This is a genomic window from Rhizobium sp. 05N49, from assembly GCF_056396805.1.
Map to the genome: position 1 here is coordinate 1 of NZ_JBFTME010000003.1, position 18,707 is coordinate 18,707.

Sequence of the window (18,707 nt, forward strand, 5' to 3'; positions counted from 1 at the left end):
AATCAACGCCCCAATCAACGCCCCTAACTTCCGCCAAGAGCAACAAACCAGCATCAGCCAATCCGCTTGATTTCTTTAGAACGAGAGACTTCGTCGCCAGCAGCGCCGCCGCCCTCGTCAGTGAGTGGGCTTATAATCCTCACACACCGAAACAGTCAACAGGCCTTTTTCAAAAAAATCATCTTTCTCGTATCATGTTGTTTTCTCACGAGATTTTATAGAGGCCATTGGAATTCGTCGATTTCCCGGATTCTGATCACGCTGGAAAGCCTGAAAAACATGACTGTTTGTCGGTTTTGTTGTGGAAGATGCGATTTTGCTCCTCTTCGCCCCGACATCATCACATTCTGCTGGTGAGAGGAAACACGTAGGATTCACGCAGGCATGCGCACGTAAGGTGCCATTCCCGGTGTGATTTGACTTCAGTGCCCAAAATATGCACATCTTTCGCCCCAGCCAGGATGGCCCGCGGATGCTCAGAACGACATCGAATGTAAGGATGCGAACTCCACTGCCATGATGACGGAGAAAATGATGATCCGCTCGCTCGGCAGCGAGCCTCCGCTTCTGGCAGACGGGCGACGCGCGCCCGACCGACGCGAAGTTTCGCTTCGCTGGCTTTCGGGCACGTTCCTCACCGGCATTACCTCTTCCATCCTCATGGGTGTCGCACTCTTTGCTGCGCTCGACGGCAGGCAGCAGCTGGCAATCCCGGCCGAAGCCTATGCAAGCGCATCGGCAGACGCACATCAGGATACATCTGTTACCCGCGGCGGTCGTCTGATCGCCCCCGTCATCGCCGCCAAACCATCCGACCGCGCCATCATGGAGGTCTCGACCGTTGTCCATGACGGCGAGAAGGAAGTCGTGCGCCGCCAGCCCTTCTCTCATGTGAAGATGATGCTGGCTGCCAATCACGTGGCAACTGAGGATTATCCGGACTTCGATCCGCTGGCGATCTTCTCGGCCGACGAGCCCCAGCCGGCACCGCAAAGCCGTACCGGCGCAATCTACGGCTCCGATGTCGAATCCGAAGTGGCATTGAAGACCGTCCCCTTCCCCACCGGCAAATCCAATTTCAACATGGCCCCTGGCCTGTCGCTTGACGAGGTTGAGGAAAACGTCCGCTCCAACGGATCCGTTCTGACGGATGGAAATGCCCAGCTCGCGGCCCTTTACTATGTGGATCCGCGCCGCTTCTCCGCCGAGGACAATGACGTCGATTTGACGGCCGGCCTTGCCGCACGCGTGCTCGAACAGAATATGACCGTCTCGGCACCGGAATCCATCACACCGCAGACCGAGGAATTCGCCGACGATATTCTGCCGGTGCGCCAGGACACGACAATTGCCAAGGCGCTCGCCGATTCCGGCTATCCGCAGCCACAGGCAGATGGCATGTCCGGTTATATCACCCCGGTGCTCGGCACCGATACGCTTTCCAAGGGCGACGTCCTGCGCATCGGTATCATTCAGAAGGGCGAGCAGGCGAAGATCATTCGGGCCAGCATCTATCGCAATACGCGCCATCTCATCACTGTCGCCCTCGATGACAAGGGCCGCTTCGTGGCCGGCAGCGAACCACCGATGCTGGATGCGATCGCCACCGCTTTCGAAGACAATTCCTTCGCTCCGCCCGCCGGCCAGAATCTGCCGCGCGTCTACGACGGCATTTACCGCGCAGCCCTTTCCTACGGCATGACCAAGGATATGACCGCGCTGATCATCAAGCTGCTTGCCGCCAATGTCGATTTCCAGGCGCAGTTGAAGCCGACGGACTACCTCGAAGCCTTCTTCTCGGTGGCTGACAGCAACGGCCAGGCGACCGAGGATTCCGACCTTCTCTATGTCAACGCCCGCTTCGGCGACACGTTGACGCGCTTCTATCGCTTTCAGGACCCGGAAGACGGCACGATCGACTACTTCGATCAGGAGGGTAAGAGCATCCGGCAGTTCCTGCTGCGCAATCCTGTCCCGAACGGTATTTTCAAGTCCGGCTTCGGCATGCGCCGCCATCCGATCCTCGGCTTCGCGCGCATGCATACGGGTGTAGACTGGGCAGCGCCGCGCGGAACGGCGATCATCGCAGCCGGTAATGGTACGGTCGAAAAGGCCGGCTGGGACTCCGGCGGCTACGGCAACCAAACGATCGTCCGCCATGCCAATGGCTATGAATCCTCCTATAACCACCAGAGCGCCATCGCCAAAGGCATCGTGCCCGGAGCAAAGGTGCGACAGGGCCAGGTCATCGGCTGGGTGGGCACGACAGGCGAATCCACCGGCCCGCATCTGCATTACGAACTGATCGTCAACGGCACCAAGGTCGACCCGCTTCGCATCCGCCTGCCGGGCGGCAAGTCGCTCCAGGGCGATGCACTCGCCAAGTTCGAGGACGAGCGCAAACGCATCGACACGCTGCTGAACAACCAGCCCGCCTCGGACCAGGTCGCCAGCAAGTAATCCTCCCGTCTGCAGAAACAAAAACGGCGGCCCGAAAGCCGCCATTTTCAATTCTCGTGAACGCAGCCTTACGCCGCTTCGCTGACCGACTGTTTCGACCGGAACAGCAAGCGATCCGATCCACTGGTGATCTTCACCGTCGATCCGTCCGGCACCTGGCCCGAGAGGATCTGCTCGGCAAGCGGATCCTGGACGAATTTCTGGATCACCCGCTTCAGCGGACGCGCGCCGTAGACCGGATCGTATCCCTTGTTCGCCAGCCAGTTGCGGGCGTCCTCATCGAGGTCGAGCACGATCTTGCGCTCGGACAACAGCGAAATCAGCCGCTTCAGCTGAATATCGACGATCGCGCCCATTTCCTCACGCTTCAGGCGATGGAAGAGGATGATCTCGTCGATACGGTTCAGGAATTCCGGCCGGAAGTGACCGCGAACCACGTCCATCACCTGCTCGCGAACAGTCTCGCTGTCCTCCCCCTCACGCAACTGCGTCAGGTATTCGGCACCGAGGTTCGAGGTCATGATGATCATCGTGTTGCGGAAGTCGACCGTCCGGCCCTGRCCATCGGTCAAGCGACCCTCGTCCAGGACCTGCAGCAGGATGTTGAAGACATCGGGATGCGCCTTCTCGATCTCGTCGAACAGCACGACCTGATAGGGCCGGCGGCGGACGGCTTCCGTCAGCGCACCACCTTCGTCATAGCCGACATAGCCGGGAGGCGCACCGATCAGCCGGGCAACGGAGTGCTTCTCCATATACTCGGACATATCCATGCGCACCATTGCCGTCTCGTCGTCGAAAAGGAAGCGGGCAAGCGCCTTGGTAAGCTCCGTCTTGCCGACACCGGTCGGGCCGAGGAAGATGAACGAGCCGATCGGCCGGTTCGGATCCTGAAGGCCTGCGCGGGCACGACGCACGGCACGGGATACAGCCTGAACCGCATCGCCCTGGCCGATCACCGATTTCGCCAGATCGTCTTCCATCCTGAGCAGCTTGTCGCGTTCGCCTTCCAGCATCTTGTCGACAGGAATGCCGGTCCACCGGGAGACGACGTGGGCGATATTGTCGGGGGTCACGACCTCCTGGACCATCGCGTTGCGGCTGTTGTCTTCCTTGCTTTCGGCATCGGCAAGCTGCTTTTCGAGACCCGGGATCACGCCATAGGCAAGCTCGCCAGCGCGCTGGAATTCACCCTTGCGCTGGGCGATCGCCAATTCGTTGCGGGCATCGTCGAGCTGCTTCTTCAGGTCAGCGGCAAGACCGAGCTTCTGCTTTTCCGCCTGCCAGCGGGCTGTCAGCGCATCCGCTTCTTCCTCGAGCGAGGAAAGCTCGCCTTCCAGCCGCTTGAGCCGATCCGCGGACGCCACATCGGTTTCCTTCTTCAGCGCCTCGCGTTCGATCTTCAGCTGGATGATGCGACGGTCGAGTTCATCGAGCTCTTCCGGCTTGGAGTCCACCTGCATACGCAGGCGGGCAGCCGCCTCGTCCATCAGGTCGATCGCTTTGTCCGGCAGGAAACGGTCGGTGATATAACGGTTGGAAAGGGTCGCAGCGGCAACCAGCGCGGCATCTGCAATGCGCACCTTGTGATGCTGCTCATATTTTTCCTTCAGGCCGCGCAGGATCGAAATCGTATCCTCGACCGTCGGCTCTTCGACCATGACCGGCTGGAAGCGGCGGGCAAGAGCCGGATCCTTCTCGACATGTTTGCGATATTCGTCGAGCGTCGTCGCACCGACGCAATGCAGTTCGCCGCGGGCAAGAGCCGGCTTCAGCAGGTTCGAGGCATCCATCGCGCCGTCAGCCTTGCCGGCGCCAACAAGCGTGTGCATTTCATCGATGAAGAGGATGATCTCGCCATTTTCAGACTGGACCTCGTTCAGCACCGCCTTAAGGCGTTCCTCGAACTCGCCGCGGAACTTCGCGCCGGCAATCAGGGCGCCCATGTCGAGCGCCATCAGCTTCTTGTCCTTCAGGCTCTCAGGCACGTCGCCATTGACGATACGCAGCGCAAGCCCTTCGACGATCGCGGTCTTGCCGACGCCCGGCTCGCCGATCAGAACGGGATTGTTCTTGGTACGGCGCGAGAGAACCTGGATCGTGCGGCGAATTTCATCGTCGCGGCCGATAACCGGGTCGAGCTTGCCTTCGCGGGCATCGCTTGTCAGGTCGCGTGCATATTTCTTCAGGCTGTCGAAACCCTGCTCGGCGCTGGCTGTATCGGCGGTGCGGCCCTTGCGGATTTCATTGATGACCTGATTGAGCGCCTGCGCGGTCACACCGGCATTCTTCAGCGACTGATAGGTCGAGGCAGAGGTTTCGATCGCCAGTGCCTGCAGCAGACGTTCGACCGTCACGAAGCTATCGCCGGCCTTTTTTGCAGCTTCTTCGGCAGTGGAGAAGACCTTGGCAAGCGGCTGGGCAAGATAGATGTTACCATTGCCGCCGGAAATCTTCGGCAGCTTGGCAAGCGCGGCATCATTGGCGAGCCGCGCGGCTTTTACATCACCGCCGGCGCGCTCGATCAGCGAAGCGGCCATGCCCTGATCGTCATCGAGCAGGACTTTGAGCACATGTTCTGCAGTGAATTGCTGGTGCCCCTGCGCAAGCGCATAGGTCTGGGCGGACTGAACGAAACCGCGCACCCGCTCGGAGTATTTCTCGATATTCATATGTTACCTCCATGAATCGCCCTGCCCTTCATAAGGCACAGACCGATGATTGAGATTGAGCTCCCTCAAAAGGCAAGCCCCTGTTTGTCGCCATTGAGATTCGCGGCAAACAACCTGGGCAGGATATGGTGGAGAATCCGGAGAGTTTAAAGGGGTGAGGCACCGGAAAACTGCCGCCCGAAAGCGCTTGCTTCGCAGACGCTATTTGGCCGCGGCTCCACGTCCGGCCGCACCTATTTCTTGCTGAAGTCGCCTTCGGCCGCACCGTAGGCAAGGAACCTCATGACGCCTTCCAGGCCCCACGCCGCGAAAGGCAACGCGACTGCGCAAGAAAGAAAAGGCCGCCCGAGAGGGCAGCCTTTCAAGTTCCACATATGAACCGAACTTATTCGGAAGCAGCTTCAGCCAGAACCGGCGCTTCGGCGGAAGCACCTTCCTCGCCGGTGGCCTCACCTTCAGCACCGCGACGCGGACGGCGCGGGCGGCTGCCAGCATTGCGGCGGCGGGGCTGTCGCTCGCGCTGCGGCGCAGCAGAGCCTTCCTCTTCCATCGCGACTTCGGCAGGGATGCCCTCGATGTCCGGCTGCGGGCCGGTGCCGTCGATCACTTCCGCCTCAGACTGGGCGGGTGCCGGTGCTGCAGCAGCTGGCCGCTTCTGTTCGCGCTGTTGCTGATGGGGCGGCTGAACGATGACGACGTCGTCGCTGTCCGCCATATCCAGTTCGTCGCCGTCACGGTCCGCATTATCGCGATCGTTAAAGTCCTGGCGATCATCGCGCTGGAAGCGTTCCTGCATCTGCGCCTGTGCGGCAGCAATAATGCGGTTGTAGTGCTCGGCATGCTGCAGATAGTTCTCAGCTATGACGCGGTCGCCGGAACTTTGAGCGTCACGGGCGAGCTGCGCATATTTCTCAGCGATGTGCTGGGCAGTGCCGCGGATCTTCACATCGGGACCGGAACTGTCATAAGTCCTGGTCAGCGGATTGCCGCCCTTGCGGTTGAAATTGTTGTTATTGTTATTTCCGCCGCCGCCATTGTTATTATTGTTATTGCCACGCCCTCGACCGCGCTTGTTCTGCTGTCCTGGCCTCATCGATCGTTCACCTGAATTCTCTGTTTGTGATTGGATACATGGCACCAACCGCCAAGACCGGTCTATCCGGATCAGGGCCTTCGTGCCGCAAGCATAGTGCGCCTTCGCGCCGACCTGCCGCTTGTCTTCAAGTCAGTTTGACTGATTCACGCATTGGGTCGTGTTCAACTTTTGAAACTCTCGTTTAAAAGAGCAGACCCCCGAAGCTGAGCAAGTACCGAACGAATCTCGTTCATTCCTATGCGCCCAACGCGTGAGGGCAACCTATATTGCTTCCTCGGGAAATCCAAGCCTTTTTCTTCGCAATAGCAACAATGTCCAGTTCGATGCTGCAATTTGTCGCCGGTCATGCCGGCGAGAACACGAGCACTCTGTCATTCTGACCATAGTCTTTCACGGATTTGAGGCACTTGAAGCCTTCCGCTTCAAAGATCGCCGTCACATCGTTTCGCTGATCATAGCCTATTTCAAGTCCGACGATCCCATTTGGCCGTACGAACCTTCCGGCATCTTTTGCTATGGCTTTGTAGGCGTCAAGCCCATCCGAGCCGCCGTCCAGAGCTGCAGCTGGATCAAATTTCGTCACTTCGGGAGCGAGATCGTGAATAACATTGGAAGCAATATAGGGCGGATTTGAGACAAGCGCATGAAACGTCCCGTGGATGTTCTCGAACCAGTTCGACCGAATGGTCGTGAATCGATCCTGCAATCCGTTTCTTTCTGCGTTTGATCTTGCCGTCTCAAGTGCATCGGTCGAAATGTCGCTGCCGATGCCTGATGCTTCCGGGCATTCACTCAGGAGCGCAAGACAAATCGCTCCGGTCCCGGTTCCTAGATCAAGGATGTGGAGATTGTCCTCCGTCTTTGCAAGGTCGCGCAGATAAGGAATGATCGTATCGACGAGGATTTCCGTATCCGGTCGCGGTTCCAGCGTGCCGGCGGACAGCGAAAGCGGCAGGCCGTAGAACTCCCGCTCTCCGAGAATGCGATGCACCGGCTCGTGTTTCAACCGCCTTTCGATCGCCCGACCGATGGTTCCCGCCTGCTCTTCCGAAACCACGTCACGGCCTGCGGTCAGCATCTCGGTCGGCGAGAGCTTCAACAATCCCGAAATCAGCAGCCGCGCATCGGTCTGCGGATCAGCTATGCCGGCTTCCGTGAAACGGCGCCGGGCCTCGGCAAGCATTTCGGAAACCGTCGGCCCGGATGCGGTCATTGCTGTTCGCCAAGCTGCGCGAGCTGGCTCGCCTGATAATCGGCAAGCAGCGCATCCACCACTTCGTCGATCTCGCCGATCATTATCCGGTCGAGTTTATAAAGTGTCAGGTTGATACGATGGTCGGTCACACGACCCTGCGGGAAATTGTAGGTGCGGATGCGCTCAGAACGGTCGCCGGATCCGACCTGGCTTTTGCGGTCGGCAGACCGTTCGCTATCGGCCCTCTGCCGCTCGGCATCGTAAAGACGCGACCGAAGCACCTGCATGGCCTTGGCGCGGTTCTGGTGCTGCGATTTTTCCGAGCTGGTCACAACGATACCTGTCGGCAAGTGCGTGATACGCACCGCCGAGTCCGTCGTGTTGACGTGCTGGCCGCCCGCACCCGACGAGCGCATCGTATCGATGCGGATATCCTCTGGCCGGATTTCGATATCGATCTCCTCGGCCTCGGGCAGAACCGCAACCGTCGCCGCCGATGTGTGGATGCGCCCGCCGGCTTCCGTCTCCGGCACACGCTGCACACGGTGCACGCCGGATTCGAACTTCAGCTTGGCAAAGACACCTTTGCCGGTGATTGTAGCGATGATTTCCTTAAAGCCGCCGGCTTCGCCCTCGCTTGACGACAGCACTTCCACCTTCCAGCCATGTGTCGACGCGTAGCGCTCGTACATGCGGAAAAGGTCACCGGCAAAAAGCGCAGCCTCGTTGCCGCCGGTGCCGGCGCGGATTTCCAGGATCGCGCTCTTTTCATCGGCCGCATCCTTCGGCAGCAGCAGGATCTGGATTTCGTTCTCCAGCGCCTCGATCCGCTCTTTCACGTCAGGCAGCTCGAGTTCGGCGAGCTCGCGCATGTCGCGATCCACGGACTTGTCCTCGAGCAGCACCTCCAGATCGGCAAGTTCGCCGAGTGCTTTCTGATAGGCACGGATCTTTGTGACGACCGGCTGCAGCTCTGAATATTCGGACGCGAGCTTTACATAAACATCGGCCGAAGGGCCGGCCGACATGCGCGCTTCGATCTCGCCGAACCGGCGCTCAAGCTCGCGCATCTTTTCAATGGGAAGCTTCGCCACCCCTTGCTCCAATTCTTCTTATATATGTCTAAAGGGGAATATTGTGGCTCTCGGCGAAGCGGGCAAGCACTTCGCGCATCGGCACGGTCGCATTCCGGTCGTCCAGCGCCTCGTTAACGGCCTTAGTGAGAGCCTCGGCATCGAGGCCCAGCAGCATCGCCTTGACCGGTCCGATCGAAGCCGGCGACATGGAGATGGAGCGGAAACCGACGCCCAGCAACGCCATGGCCGAAAGCGGCTTTCCTGCCAGCTCGCCGCAGAGCGTCACCGGTGTCTTATTGCGATCGGCACCGCGCACGATATCGCGCAGAATCCGCAGGAACGGCCGCTCCAGTGGATCGAAGCGCTCCGACACCCGCGCGTTGCCGCGATCGACCGCCATGGCGAACTGGAAGAGATCGTTGGAACCGACCGAGACGAAATCGACCGCATCCATCAGCTCGTCGAGCTGCCAGAGCAGCGCCGGCACTTCCAGCATCGCGCCGAACTGCAGCTTGCGCGGCAGACCGTGGCCGAAACGCGACAGATGCTGCACTTCCTTCTGCAGAAGTTCGCGCACCTGCCTGAGCTCAGAAACCTCGGTCACCATCGGCACCATCAGCTTCAGCTCGGCGCCTGCCGCAGCCTTCAGCATGGCGCGCAGCTGGGTACGCAACAGCCCCGGACGGTCAAGCGACAGGCGGATTGCCCGCCAGCCGAGCGCCGGATTCTCTTCCTCGTGGCCGCGGAAATAAGGAACGACCTTATCGCCACCGATATCGAGCGTACGGAAAGTCACGACACGGCCCGCCGCCTGCTTCAGCACATTGCGGTAGAACATCTCCTGCTCTTCCGCCTTCGGCATGGTTGATGCGATCATGAATTGAAGTTCTGTGCGGAAGAGACCGATGCCCTCCGCACCCGATTCCGCCAACTGCGGAAGGTCGACCAGCAGGCCGGCATTCATCAGAAGCTGAATGCGCTGACCATCCCGGGTGACCGGCTCAACGGAACGCAATGCCCGGAACTGCTCCTGCCGGCGGGCGCGGAAGCGAACCTTTTCTTCATAGGAGCGCTGATGCTCCGGCATCGGTCGGATATGCACATGCCCTTCGTCACCATCGATAATGACGGCATCGCCATTTTCGGCAAGAGCGACGACACCCGCCGCCTGGCCGATGACCGGAATGCCCATGGCGCGTGCAACGATCACCACATGGCTCGTCACCGCGCCTTCTTCCAGCACCAGACCGCGCACATTGGCGCGCGGGTAGTCGAGAAGCTCCGCCGCCCCCATGGCACGCGCCAGGATGATCGCGTCGGTCGGAAAGCCTTCAGCCGTCGTGCGACCCGTATAACCGGTCAATACGCGCAGCAGCCGGTTCGCCAGATCTTCGAAGTCGTGCATCCGCTCGCGAAGATACGGATCGGTCAGGCGCATCATGCGCGCCTTGGTGTCGCTCTGGACCTTCTCCACCGCCGCTTCCGCCGTCAGGCCGTTACGGATCGCTTCTTCCAGCTTGCGCACCCAGCCCTGGTCATGGGCGAACATGCGATAGGTTTCGAGCACCTCGCGGTGCTCACCTTCCATGGAGACATCGCGGCGCGACAGCATGTCGTCGATCGAGATCCTGAGCGAGCCCATGGCTTCCGCCAGCCGCCGGATTTCCTTCTCCGCATCTTCATTGAGGAGATTGGTAACAACGATGCGCGGCTCGTGCAGCACGACGTAACCAAGGCCGATGCCGTCATTATAGGTATCGCCGTCGACTGTGACCGAACGGGTGAGATCGAGTTCGAGACCCGGCTTGGTGATCTTCTTGAGTTCGCCGGTCGCGATCATCTCGGCGAGAACCATCGCCGTCGTTTCGAGCGCCTCCAGCTCCTCGTCGCGATAATTGCGGCTCGCCTTGTTCTGCACGACGAGAACGCCGAGCGAGCGGCCGGTCCGCAGGATCGGTACACCGAGGAAGGAATGATAGATCTCTTCACCCGTTTCCGGCAGGTAGCGGAAGGCCGGATGCGACTGTGCGTCGGAAAGATTGAGCGGCTGGGCCGATGCGGCGATCGTGCCGACGAGACCCTGCCCCATCTTCAGTTGCGAAAGGTGGACGGCTTCTTTTTTGAGACCTTCGGTCGCATAGAGCTCGAGAACGCCGTCGGCCCGCAGCACGTAGACGGAGCACACCTCTGCCACCATGTTGCTGGCGATCTGGCGCACGATCCGGTCGAGTCGCTCCTGCGGCTCCAGCGGCTCCGCCATCAATTCGCGCAGCCGCTTGAGCAATACGCGCGGACCGCCGGAAAGGTCTCTCATTGCGTCTCAAGCTCCCCGAAACAAACGCTTGGTGCGGACAGAAGAACCGGCCGCATCTTCAACCTGAAGGGGCAGGCCGCCCGCTGGGAATCAATTCTTATCCAGACCGTAGCAGGAATGCAAAGTTCTGACAGCGAGTTCTGCGTAAGGACCGTCGATCAGGATCGAAATCTTGATCTCCGAAGTTGTAATTGCCTTGATGTTGATGCCTTTTTCGGCAAGTGCCCGGAAGGCGGTCGCCGCAACACCCGCATGGCTGCGCATGCCGATGCCGATGACCGAGACCTTCACCAGCCCCGATTCGCTCTGTGCAACGTCGTAGCCGATCTTCGCCTTGTTGTCGGAGAGGACCTTGATGGCCTTCTCGACATCTCCCGAGGGAACGGTGRAGGTCATGTCCGTCTTCGAACCATCTTCAGAGATGTTCTGGACGATCATGTCAACGTTGATGTGGCTTTCGGCAAGCGGCCCGAAGATCGCGGCGGAAACGCCCGGCCGGTCGGCAAGACGGCGAAGCGAGATCTGAGCCTCATCCTTGGCATAGGCGATGCCGGTGACTACTTCCTGTTCCACGATTTCATCCTCGTCACAAATCAGCGTTCCGGGCGGGTTCAAGAGGTCACCCATGCCCGGAGCATCGGGATCCTCGAAAGACGAACGCACAAAGGTGCGTACCTTGTGCACCATGGCAAGCTCCACCGAGCGCACCTGGAGAACCTTGGCGCCGAGAGACGCCATTTCCAGCATTTCTTCGAAGGCGATCTTCTTCAGGCGCCGGGCCTTGGGCTCGATGCGCGGATCGGTCGTGTAGACGCCGTCGACGTCGGTATAGATGTCGCAGCGGTCGGCCTTCACTGCGGCCGCGATCGCCACTGCCGACGTGTCCGATCCGCCGCGCCCGAGCGTCGAAATGCGGTTATCGGGGCCAAGCCCCTGGAAGCCGGCAACGACCGCGACCTGACCCTCGCCCATGCGTTTGATGATATCGGTGCCGTCGATCTCCATGATGCGCGCGGCGCCATGCGCGTTGTCTGTGCGGATCGGAATCTGCCAGCCCTGCCAGGAACGGGCGTTGATGCCCATGCTCTGCAGAGCGATCGCCAGAAGGCCTGACGTGACCTGTTCACCTGAGGCGACCACGGCGTCATATTCGCGTGCGTCGTAGAAAGGCGAGTTGGCGCCGATCACTTTCGGCGTGCCTTGCACCCAGCCAACCAGCTCATTGGTCTTGCCGGACATGGCGGAAACGACGACTGCCACTTCATGGCCGGCGTCGACTTCACGTTTCACATGGCGGGCAACGTTCTTGATGCGGTCCAGATCAGCGACGGAGGTTCCGCCGAATTTCATAACGATGCGTGCCATAAGCCTCTACCACGACCCGCGCGCCACTGCCGGAAACGGGATTTGCTTCTCCGGTACGCCACGCGTTCACAAACCGCCGGGAGACGCATTGCCCTCCCGGGCATCAGAAAACCCCGGCTGCCGAATGGCCGAAGAGCCCGGAAATACTGGTTTCTGGAACGCTTCTGGCCCCGCCAACCAAGGACGAAAGTTGGCGCGTCTCTTAGCGAGTTTGGCAAGGGGTGGCAAGGGCGGGGAAAGGGTGAAATGGAGACGGCAGGAGTTCGCCGGAAACGGTCCGCGCCGCCCACGCAAAACATCTCTTTCGCTATATCCGTCAAACCGGAGCATGAAGGCGATTGAACTTAGTGGTCGGAAATGCGTTTAAACAGCAATAGATACGTCAAGAAAGCTGGTGAGCAGAATGAGAAGATTAGCGATATTTGCACTGTCGATAGCAACCGCATTCTCCGGAATGCCCGCTTGGGCGGGCCCGGCCTATACGGCAAACCCTGTCCAGTCGGCAGTGCAACCCCAAGCCGCCGGCGACCAGGCCGAGCTTCTCCAGGTGGGCTGCAACAACTTCACGAAATGCCCTCGTTATAATCAAGGTTGGGGCCGCAATTACCGCTATTCGGACCGTTATCGCTATGATCGCGGATGGGACAGGGACCGCCGCTATTATGGCGACCGCTATTACCGCGACCGGTATTATCGGCACCATGACAACACCGGCGCCATTATCGGGGGCTTGGCCGCCGGCGCAATCATCGGCGGCATTATAGCCTCGCAGCCGCGCGTGCAGACGGGCAGTTCGCATGCCGATTACTGCTACAGCCGCTATCGCTCATACCGCGCGTATGACAACACCTACCAGCCCACATACGGCCCGCGCCGTCAGTGCCGCTGAATCTGCATGACCTTTGATACGAACCCCGCGAAGACGCGGGGTTTTTTAATGTCTTGAGGCTCGCTCGTTTTGTTAAGATGTATACCAAGCGTCCGGTGCGGCTTGAGCGCCCTTGACTTATCGCACCGATCATCCGACTTCACTGACAGGACATGAAGGAGCGGCAGATGAACGAAGCGGCCAAAACAACAATCGACCAGAGCGAAGTCGATCGCTTTTCCGCCATGGCAGCCGAGTGGTGGAGCCCGACCGGCAAGTTCAAGCCGCTGCACAAGTTCAATCCTGTTCGCCTGGCCTATATCCGCGACAGGGCAGCGGAGAATTTCTCTCGCAATCCAAAGAGTGCCAAACCGCTTGAAGGCCTGCGCGTGCTCGATATCGGCTGTGGTGGCGGCCTTCTGTCGGAGCCGGTTGCCCGTATGGGGGCCGAAGTAGTCGGCGCGGACCCCTCCGAAAAAAACATCGGCATCGCTTCAACCCATGCCAAGGCATCGGGTGTTACGGTCGACTATCGGGCCGTCACCGCAGAGCAGCTCGCCGAGGCCGGTGAGGCCTTCGATATCGTGCTCAACATGGAAGTGGTGGAGCATGTGGCCGATGTCGAGCTTTTCATGAATACCTGCGCCGGCATGGTCCGGCCGGGCGGCCTGATGTTCGTCGCCACCATCAACCGCACCATGAAGGCGGCCGCGCTTGCCATTTTTGCCGCCGAAAATGTCCTGCGCTGGCTGCCGCGCGGCACGCATCAATATGAAAAGCTGGTGCGCCCCGAAGAGCTGGAAAAACCGCTCGTCGCAAACGGCCTCGAAATCATCGACCGCACAGGCGTCTTCTTCAATCCGCTGGCAAACCAGTGGAACCTGTCGAAAGACATGGATGTGAACTACATGTTGCTGGCAAAGCGGCCGGCTTGATCGCGACGGTCTAGACCTTCAAAGTTTGGACGAAAGCGAGCAGATCCTTCTGCGTCTCGGCATTGCGCGCGGCAAGCTCTTTGACGTGGTCGCGATCGATCACAATTTCCGCCCCGTCAGGCCCAAAGGGCTGTTTGAAGTTGAAGGCCTTAGGGCTTGCGCCGTGGTCGGCAAGATATTCGAGACGCTCCACACCTTCCTGCCAGTCCGGCCGATGATAGACTGAAACCCACCATAGGACGAGCGGCGGCCAAGTCTGCTTCACATTCCAGTTGCGGGCATGTTTCAGGGCGTCGGCATGAACACCATTATAGGTGAAAGCCATCAGAGACTCGATATCGGCCCATAATGACAGGGAAGATGGCGCAGAGGTGAAACCGCTGCCCTCGATGTAACGCGGAAAAACCTGCGGCCCCCAGCTTCTGGGGCCGGGATATCCGGGATAGCCTGAGCGGCCAATGAAGCCGCACGCCCGGGCGGCAGCTTCGAAATTCGGAGGTTCACGAAGAACGAAGCCTTCGACGGCCCTGCTGTCAGAAGGTGCGACATGCAGGCCGAAATTATAGAAGGCCAGCCGCGCAGTCTCCATATCAGTTCACGTCTTCAGGCAGGATCGGCAGGGCAGCAATCTCGATGCCCTCTTCGACCAGCGACTGCGCTTCATCGGGTGTCGCCTGGCCGATAATGCCGCGAGCATCCGCCTCGCCATAATGGATCTTGCGGGCCTCTTCGGGAAAACGCGTCCCGACATCCTCCGAATTCGCCTTGACCGCTGCAACCGCTTCCTTGAGCTTCAGGAAGGCTTCGCGGCGAGCCACGTCCATGGCAACAGACTGTATCTCGTCCTTCTTGCGTGCAGTCGAGACCGACGGCGCCATCAGCGATTTCGAGATGGAGGCGGAATTGCAGACGGGACAGGTCAGAAACCCGCTTGCGACCTGCCGGTCGAAATCCGCGCTTTCTGAAAACCAGCCTTCGAACTCATGGGCATTCTCACAAATGAGGGAATAGCGGATCAAGCTGCGACGCCTCCCGAGATTCCCCCCGCAATCCTCTCGATGGAAAACTCCCGTCCGTTCTTAAGGTTTGGAATCTTGTCATGTGCGGCCTTCACAGCCGCCGGATCGATCTCTGCCAAAATGACGGCCTCGCCAGTCGGGCCGGCCGCCGCGAGCACCTTGCCCCAGGGGTCGATGATCATGGAATGACCGAATGTCTCCCGACCGTCCTCGTGCAGGCCAGCCTGCGCTGCCGCGATGACGAAGACGCCGTTTTCGATGGCACGCGCCCGCAGCAGGATCTCCCAATGCGCCTCTCCGGTCTGCTTCGTAAAAGCGGCCGGAACGGTCATCACCTCGGCACCGGCAACCGCCTGCGCACGGAAAAGCTGCGGGAAACGCACGTCATAACAGATAGTGAAACCCATCTCGGCAAAAGGCAAAGACAGAACGCGCGCTTCGGACCCCGGCCGGTAGGCGGCGCTTTCGCGCCAGCTCTCGCCGTTGTCGAGGTCGACGTCGAACATATGGATCTTGTCGTATCGGTTCAGGATCTTTCCGTCAGGTCCGAAGAGGAAACCGCGATTGGCCATCTTGCCGTCATCGAGCGCAATCGCCGTCGAGCCGACATGCATATAGATGCCGAGCTCAGCCGCAAGCGCCGAGCCGGTCTTGACGATGATGTCATTGCTCTCGTCGCGCAGCACTTCTTTTGCAGCAGCCCGGTTACGCTGCAGCATGCCGGTCATTTCCGGCGTTTGCACATAGGTGGCGCCCTGCGCGGCAGCTGCTCGGACGAGACGCGCCATCGAAGCGGCATTCCGCTCCGGATCGACACCGGAACACATCTGAATGGCGGCAGCCGTGAAACTCATCGCTCTTCCTCAGGCTGCCAGCAGCGGATCGAGCTTGCCTGCCCGATCGAGCGCGTAGAGATCATCGCAACCGCCGACATGCGTGCTGCCGACGAAAATCTGCGGAAATGTTGTGCGGCCGTTCGACTTGCCAAGCATTTCCTGGCGAAGCTCGGGCGAGAAGGTGGCGTCATGTTCGACATAATCGACCCCCTTCTCTTCAAGAAGAGATTTGGCGCGTGCACAATAGCCGCAGAATTGGCGCGTATAAATGGTAACGGGTACCATGAAGCTCTCCAGACAGTGCTGTTTTCTTTCTGTCATATAGTTTCTGCGATAGCCCTTGCAAAGGTCAAAACCGTTATATCGGAGGCCCCCGCCTTGCGCAGCGCGCGCGTTGCCGCACCAACTGTCGCTCCTGTCGTAAAGACGTCGTCGACAAGCACGATGCGTTTTCCGAAGACATCGCTTTCCCTGCCCGCGGCAACTGCAAAAGCGCCACGGACATTGTCTTCGCGCGCCCGCAAGCCAAGACCGACCTGCTGACTGGTCCGCTTCACACGCAGGAGCGTTGCCGGCAATAGCGGCTTTCCGGCAAGCCCGGCCAAATGTCGGGCAAGCTCTGCGGCCTGGTTGAATTTGCGCGAAACCATGCGGGTGCGATGGAGGGGAACCGGAATGATGGCGTCGCAGCGTTCGACCATGCCGTCCGAGGCGCGCAGCATCCAGGCGGCCATCATCGGTGCGAGATCCGTACGATCGCGGTATTTCAGACCATGGACCAAGGTTCGAACGGCGTGATCGAGGGTGGCTGCTGAACGCAGTCGATCGAAGGGAGGTGGATTGGCGATCGCTTCAGCACTCAGGATGCCGGCGCCGAGATCATGAGAAAAGGGAAGGCCGAGCACCTCGCAATAAGGGCGCTCGATGAAGCGGACCTCGGACCAGCATTTGGCACAGAGCCCGCGGTGACCGCCTGTCGAAACACCACAAGCCGCGCAGGCCGGCGGATAGACAAGATCGGCAAGCATCGAAAACGGCTGCAGAAACTGCGCCCATATCCGCACCGCCTCACTTTTCATCTCGATCGTCCCCATATGAGGCAGACTAGAGCATGTCGCACAAAAGTGTGTAGCGGTTTTGCGAGAGTGACATGCATAAAACGAAGACCCAAAGCGTGGCAGGCCGAGCTCAAGAGCCGCGAGACGCACTGGCGCGTCGCGCCAAAGGAAAATCGCCTTGCCGCCTGCCGGACGGGGGAATATGGACATCGCCATGGATATCATCTTCGACAAGGCGCAGATCGCCGCAAACCGTCGGCGCGCGCTCGCAAACAACGACCCGAAAGCAGGCTTCCTGCTCGATATCGCCGCCGAGGAACTGGCAGACCGCCTCGCCGTCGTGGAGCGCAGTTTCGAACATGCGGTAGAACTGCACGGCACGACGGGTGCGGCCGCCCATGCGGCGATCGCGACCGGCAAGGTCGGCAGCCTCACCCGCGTGGAAAGCGACATCCGCTATGTCGCGGCCGGTGAATCTTTTCTCGAAGCACCGCTCGAAGACGTGCCGCTCGCGCCCCAATCAGCCAATCTGGTGATTGCACCACTCAACCTGCACCTGACCAACGACACACCCGGTGTTTTCATCCAGATTCGCCGCGCGTTGAAACCGGACGGCTTGTTCCTGGCCGCCATTCCTGGCGCCGGCACGCTGCAGGAACTGCGCGAGGTGCTGCTCGCAACTGAAATCGAGATGACCGGTGGGGCAAGCCCACGCGTCATCCCCTTCGCCGATGTGCGCGATGTCGGCGGTTTGCTGCAGCGAGCAGGCTTTGCGCTGCCCGTCATCGATGCGGAGAATTACACTGTCCGCTATGATTCACTGTTTCCGCTGATGCGTGACCTGAAAGCGATGGGCATGACGAATCCGCTGTCTGCTCGCAGCCACAAGCCGCTGACGCGTGCCTTCTTCCTGCGCGCAGCGGAAATCTATGCCGAGCGCTTTTCGGACCCGGACGGCCGTATCCGCGCAACATTTTCAATAATCTATGTGTCTGGATGGGCACCGCATGAAAGCCAGCAGAAGCCCCTGAAACCGGGATCGGCCAAGGCAAGGCTGGCTGACGCATTGAAGGTGGAAGAGCAGAAACTGAGGCAGTGAGGCCTGACGGATAGCTCAGTTGATTGTCAGGTTATTCTCGACGGTATTGAACACGCCGCGCAGGCCATCGGTGAACACACCCAGGCCTCCAATAAGGGCAACCGCCATCAGCGCTGCGATCAATCCATATTCGATAGCCGTCGCACCGCTTCTGTCCGTCAGAAATTTCTTCAGCAAATCCATCAACCCAACCCTTTTGCACGCAAGACAGCAACGACATTCGCAAGCCCCGGCGACGGAAGCCTGATTTCCTCAGCAGCCGGCGCCGACACCGTAGCCCTGGACGACACAGACAGAGCCAGGCGTATCCTGGAGCACGCTGCGACGGATTGTATAGCGCTTGCCGTTCTCGCTCTTCGCGCCATTCTCCACCTTCGGAATGGAACCGGTGGTGATCGTGTCGAAATCGGCCGGCGCGCTGGCAAGCACGCTCTTCTTGGAAGAATCCGCCAGCATAGGCGTCAGGATAAGGGTCAGCGCCACTACAGCGGTACCGAAGAGAAGGGCAATATTGAGCGCCCCCGTCCTGCGTGAAGCAGACGAAGAAGCGCGTTCCTTTTCGCGCACAGCTTTCCAGAAATCGTCGTCCATGACGTCAAGCCCTTAAATACACACACGCCAGTTGCTTGAGTGAGGCCGATCATTGCCAGAAGGTGCTAAATGATCGATTAATATCCACAGGCGAAATCGACGTTTCGTCCCAATAATCAACAA

The 18,707-nt window shown here is 59.7% G+C and carries 18 protein-coding genes; 5 read left to right on the forward strand and 13 right to left on the reverse strand.

What is annotated here, in order from left to right; translation table 11 throughout:
• Nucleotides 1-221, forward strand: a 221-nt coding sequence (locus AC1DF8_RS07255) for a hypothetical protein (RefSeq protein WP_477995503.1), incomplete at its 5' end; no start/stop codon positions are given.
• 295 nt (nt 222-516) lie between these two features.
• Nucleotides 517-2,460, forward strand: a complete 1,944-nt coding sequence (locus AC1DF8_RS07260; protein ID WP_477995505.1) for a peptidoglycan DD-metalloendopeptidase family protein — start codon at nt 517-519, stop codon at nt 2,458-2,460.
• Nucleotides 2,461-2,528: 68 nt separating this feature from the next.
• Here AC1DF8_RS07260 and clpB read toward each other — a convergent pair whose 3' ends face one another.
• The 6 genes from clpB to AC1DF8_RS07290 all read right to left on the reverse strand — a co-directional run bounded on the left by clpB (nt 2,529) and on the right by AC1DF8_RS07290 (nt 12,178).
• A complete protein-coding gene (clpB, locus tag AC1DF8_RS07265; RefSeq protein WP_477995507.1) occupies nt 2,529-5,132 on the reverse strand; it encodes an ATP-dependent chaperone ClpB in 2,604 nt (867 codons plus the stop codon).
• Nucleotides 5,133-5,517: 385 nt separating this feature from the next.
• The gene (locus AC1DF8_RS07270) at nt 5,518-6,225 is read right to left on the reverse strand and encodes a DUF4167 domain-containing protein (RefSeq protein WP_477995509.1); all 708 of its coding nucleotides are present in this window, start codon (nt 6,223-6,225) and stop codon (nt 5,518-5,520) included.
• Between the two features lie 346 nt (nt 6,226-6,571).
• Nucleotides 6,572-7,441 carry a peptide chain release factor N(5)-glutamine methyltransferase gene (gene prmC, locus AC1DF8_RS07275; protein ID WP_112970913.1) on the reverse strand — a complete coding sequence of 290 codons (870 nt, stop codon included), beginning with the start codon at nt 7,439-7,441 and terminating at the stop codon, nt 6,572-6,574.
• Nucleotides 7,438-8,517, reverse strand: a complete 1,080-nt coding sequence (gene prfA / locus AC1DF8_RS07280; RefSeq protein WP_477995511.1) for a peptide chain release factor 1 — start codon at nt 8,515-8,517, stop codon at nt 7,438-7,440. Before prfA ends, prmC begins: the two co-directional genes overlap by 4 nt.
• A gap of 28 nt (nt 8,518-8,545) precedes the next feature.
• Complete coding sequence (gene ptsP / locus AC1DF8_RS07285) at nt 8,546-10,813, reverse strand: phosphoenolpyruvate--protein phosphotransferase (RefSeq protein WP_112545149.1); 2,268 nt, start codon at nt 10,811-10,813, stop codon at nt 8,546-8,548.
• A gap of 90 nt (nt 10,814-10,903) precedes the next feature.
• Nucleotides 10,904-12,178 carry an aspartate kinase gene (locus AC1DF8_RS07290; protein ID WP_477995513.1) on the reverse strand — a complete coding sequence of 425 codons (1,275 nt, stop codon included), beginning with the start codon at nt 12,176-12,178 and terminating at the stop codon, nt 10,904-10,906.
• 403 nt (nt 12,179-12,581) lie between these two features.
• On the opposite strand from AC1DF8_RS07290, the gene AC1DF8_RS07295 reads away from it, so the two are divergent.
• Both AC1DF8_RS07295 and ubiG read left to right on the forward strand, forming a co-directional pair.
• Entirely contained in the window at nt 12,582-13,067 is a 486-nt protein-coding gene (locus AC1DF8_RS07295) for a BA14K family protein (RefSeq protein WP_477995515.1), read from the forward strand.
• Between the two features lie 167 nt (nt 13,068-13,234).
• Nucleotides 13,235-13,981, forward strand: a complete 747-nt coding sequence (gene ubiG, locus AC1DF8_RS07300) for a bifunctional 2-polyprenyl-6-hydroxyphenol methylase/3-demethylubiquinol 3-O-methyltransferase UbiG (protein ID WP_183849441.1) — start codon at nt 13,235-13,237, stop codon at nt 13,979-13,981.
• Between the two features lie 10 nt (nt 13,982-13,991).
• Here the strand turns inward: ubiG and AC1DF8_RS07305 are convergent, their stop codons facing one another.
• The 5 genes from AC1DF8_RS07305 to AC1DF8_RS07325 are packed head-to-tail and all read right to left on the reverse strand — an operon-like array spanning nt 13,992 to nt 16,915.
• Nucleotides 13,992-14,570, reverse strand: coding sequence for a DUF3291 domain-containing protein (locus AC1DF8_RS07305; protein ID WP_477995517.1), 579 nt, complete (start codon nt 14,568-14,570; stop codon nt 13,992-13,994).
• Between the two features lies 1 nt (nt 14,571).
• Nucleotides 14,572-15,000 (reverse strand): DUF1178 family protein, encoded by a 429-nt coding sequence (locus AC1DF8_RS07310; protein WP_112545144.1) that lies wholly within the window; start codon nt 14,998-15,000, stop codon nt 14,572-14,574.
• Nucleotides 14,997-15,854, reverse strand: a complete 858-nt coding sequence (locus AC1DF8_RS07315) for a carbon-nitrogen hydrolase family protein (RefSeq protein WP_183849445.1) — start codon at nt 15,852-15,854, stop codon at nt 14,997-14,999. The genes AC1DF8_RS07310 and AC1DF8_RS07315 overlap by 4 nt, the downstream gene beginning before the upstream one ends.
• A 9-nt stretch (nt 15,855-15,863) precedes the next feature.
• Nucleotides 15,864-16,121, reverse strand: coding sequence for a glutaredoxin 3 (grxC, locus tag AC1DF8_RS07320; RefSeq protein ID WP_112545142.1), 258 nt, complete (start codon nt 16,119-16,121; stop codon nt 15,864-15,866).
• Between the two features lie 32 nt (nt 16,122-16,153).
• The gene (locus AC1DF8_RS07325; protein WP_409564437.1) at nt 16,154-16,915 is read right to left on the reverse strand and encodes a ComF family protein; all 762 of its coding nucleotides are present in this window, start codon (nt 16,913-16,915) and stop codon (nt 16,154-16,156) included.
• A 193-nt stretch (nt 16,916-17,108) separates the two neighbouring features.
• On the opposite strand from AC1DF8_RS07325, the gene AC1DF8_RS07330 reads away from it, so the two are divergent.
• Complete coding sequence (locus AC1DF8_RS07330; RefSeq protein WP_477995520.1) at nt 17,109-17,993, forward strand: methyltransferase domain-containing protein; 885 nt, start codon at nt 17,109-17,111, stop codon at nt 17,991-17,993.
• A 15-nt stretch (nt 17,994-18,008) separates the two neighbouring features.
• On the opposite strand, the gene AC1DF8_RS07335 is transcribed toward AC1DF8_RS07330, so the two are convergent.
• On the reverse strand, nt 18,009-18,176 hold the full coding sequence (locus AC1DF8_RS07335) for a Flp family type IVb pilin (RefSeq protein WP_112545140.1): 168 nt from the start codon (nt 18,174-18,176) through the stop codon (nt 18,009-18,011).
• A 69-nt stretch (nt 18,177-18,245) separates the two neighbouring features.
• Entirely contained in the window at nt 18,246-18,584 is a 339-nt protein-coding gene (locus AC1DF8_RS07340) for a hypothetical protein (RefSeq protein WP_112545139.1), read from the reverse strand.
• Nucleotides 18,585-18,707 lie beyond the last annotated feature (123 nt).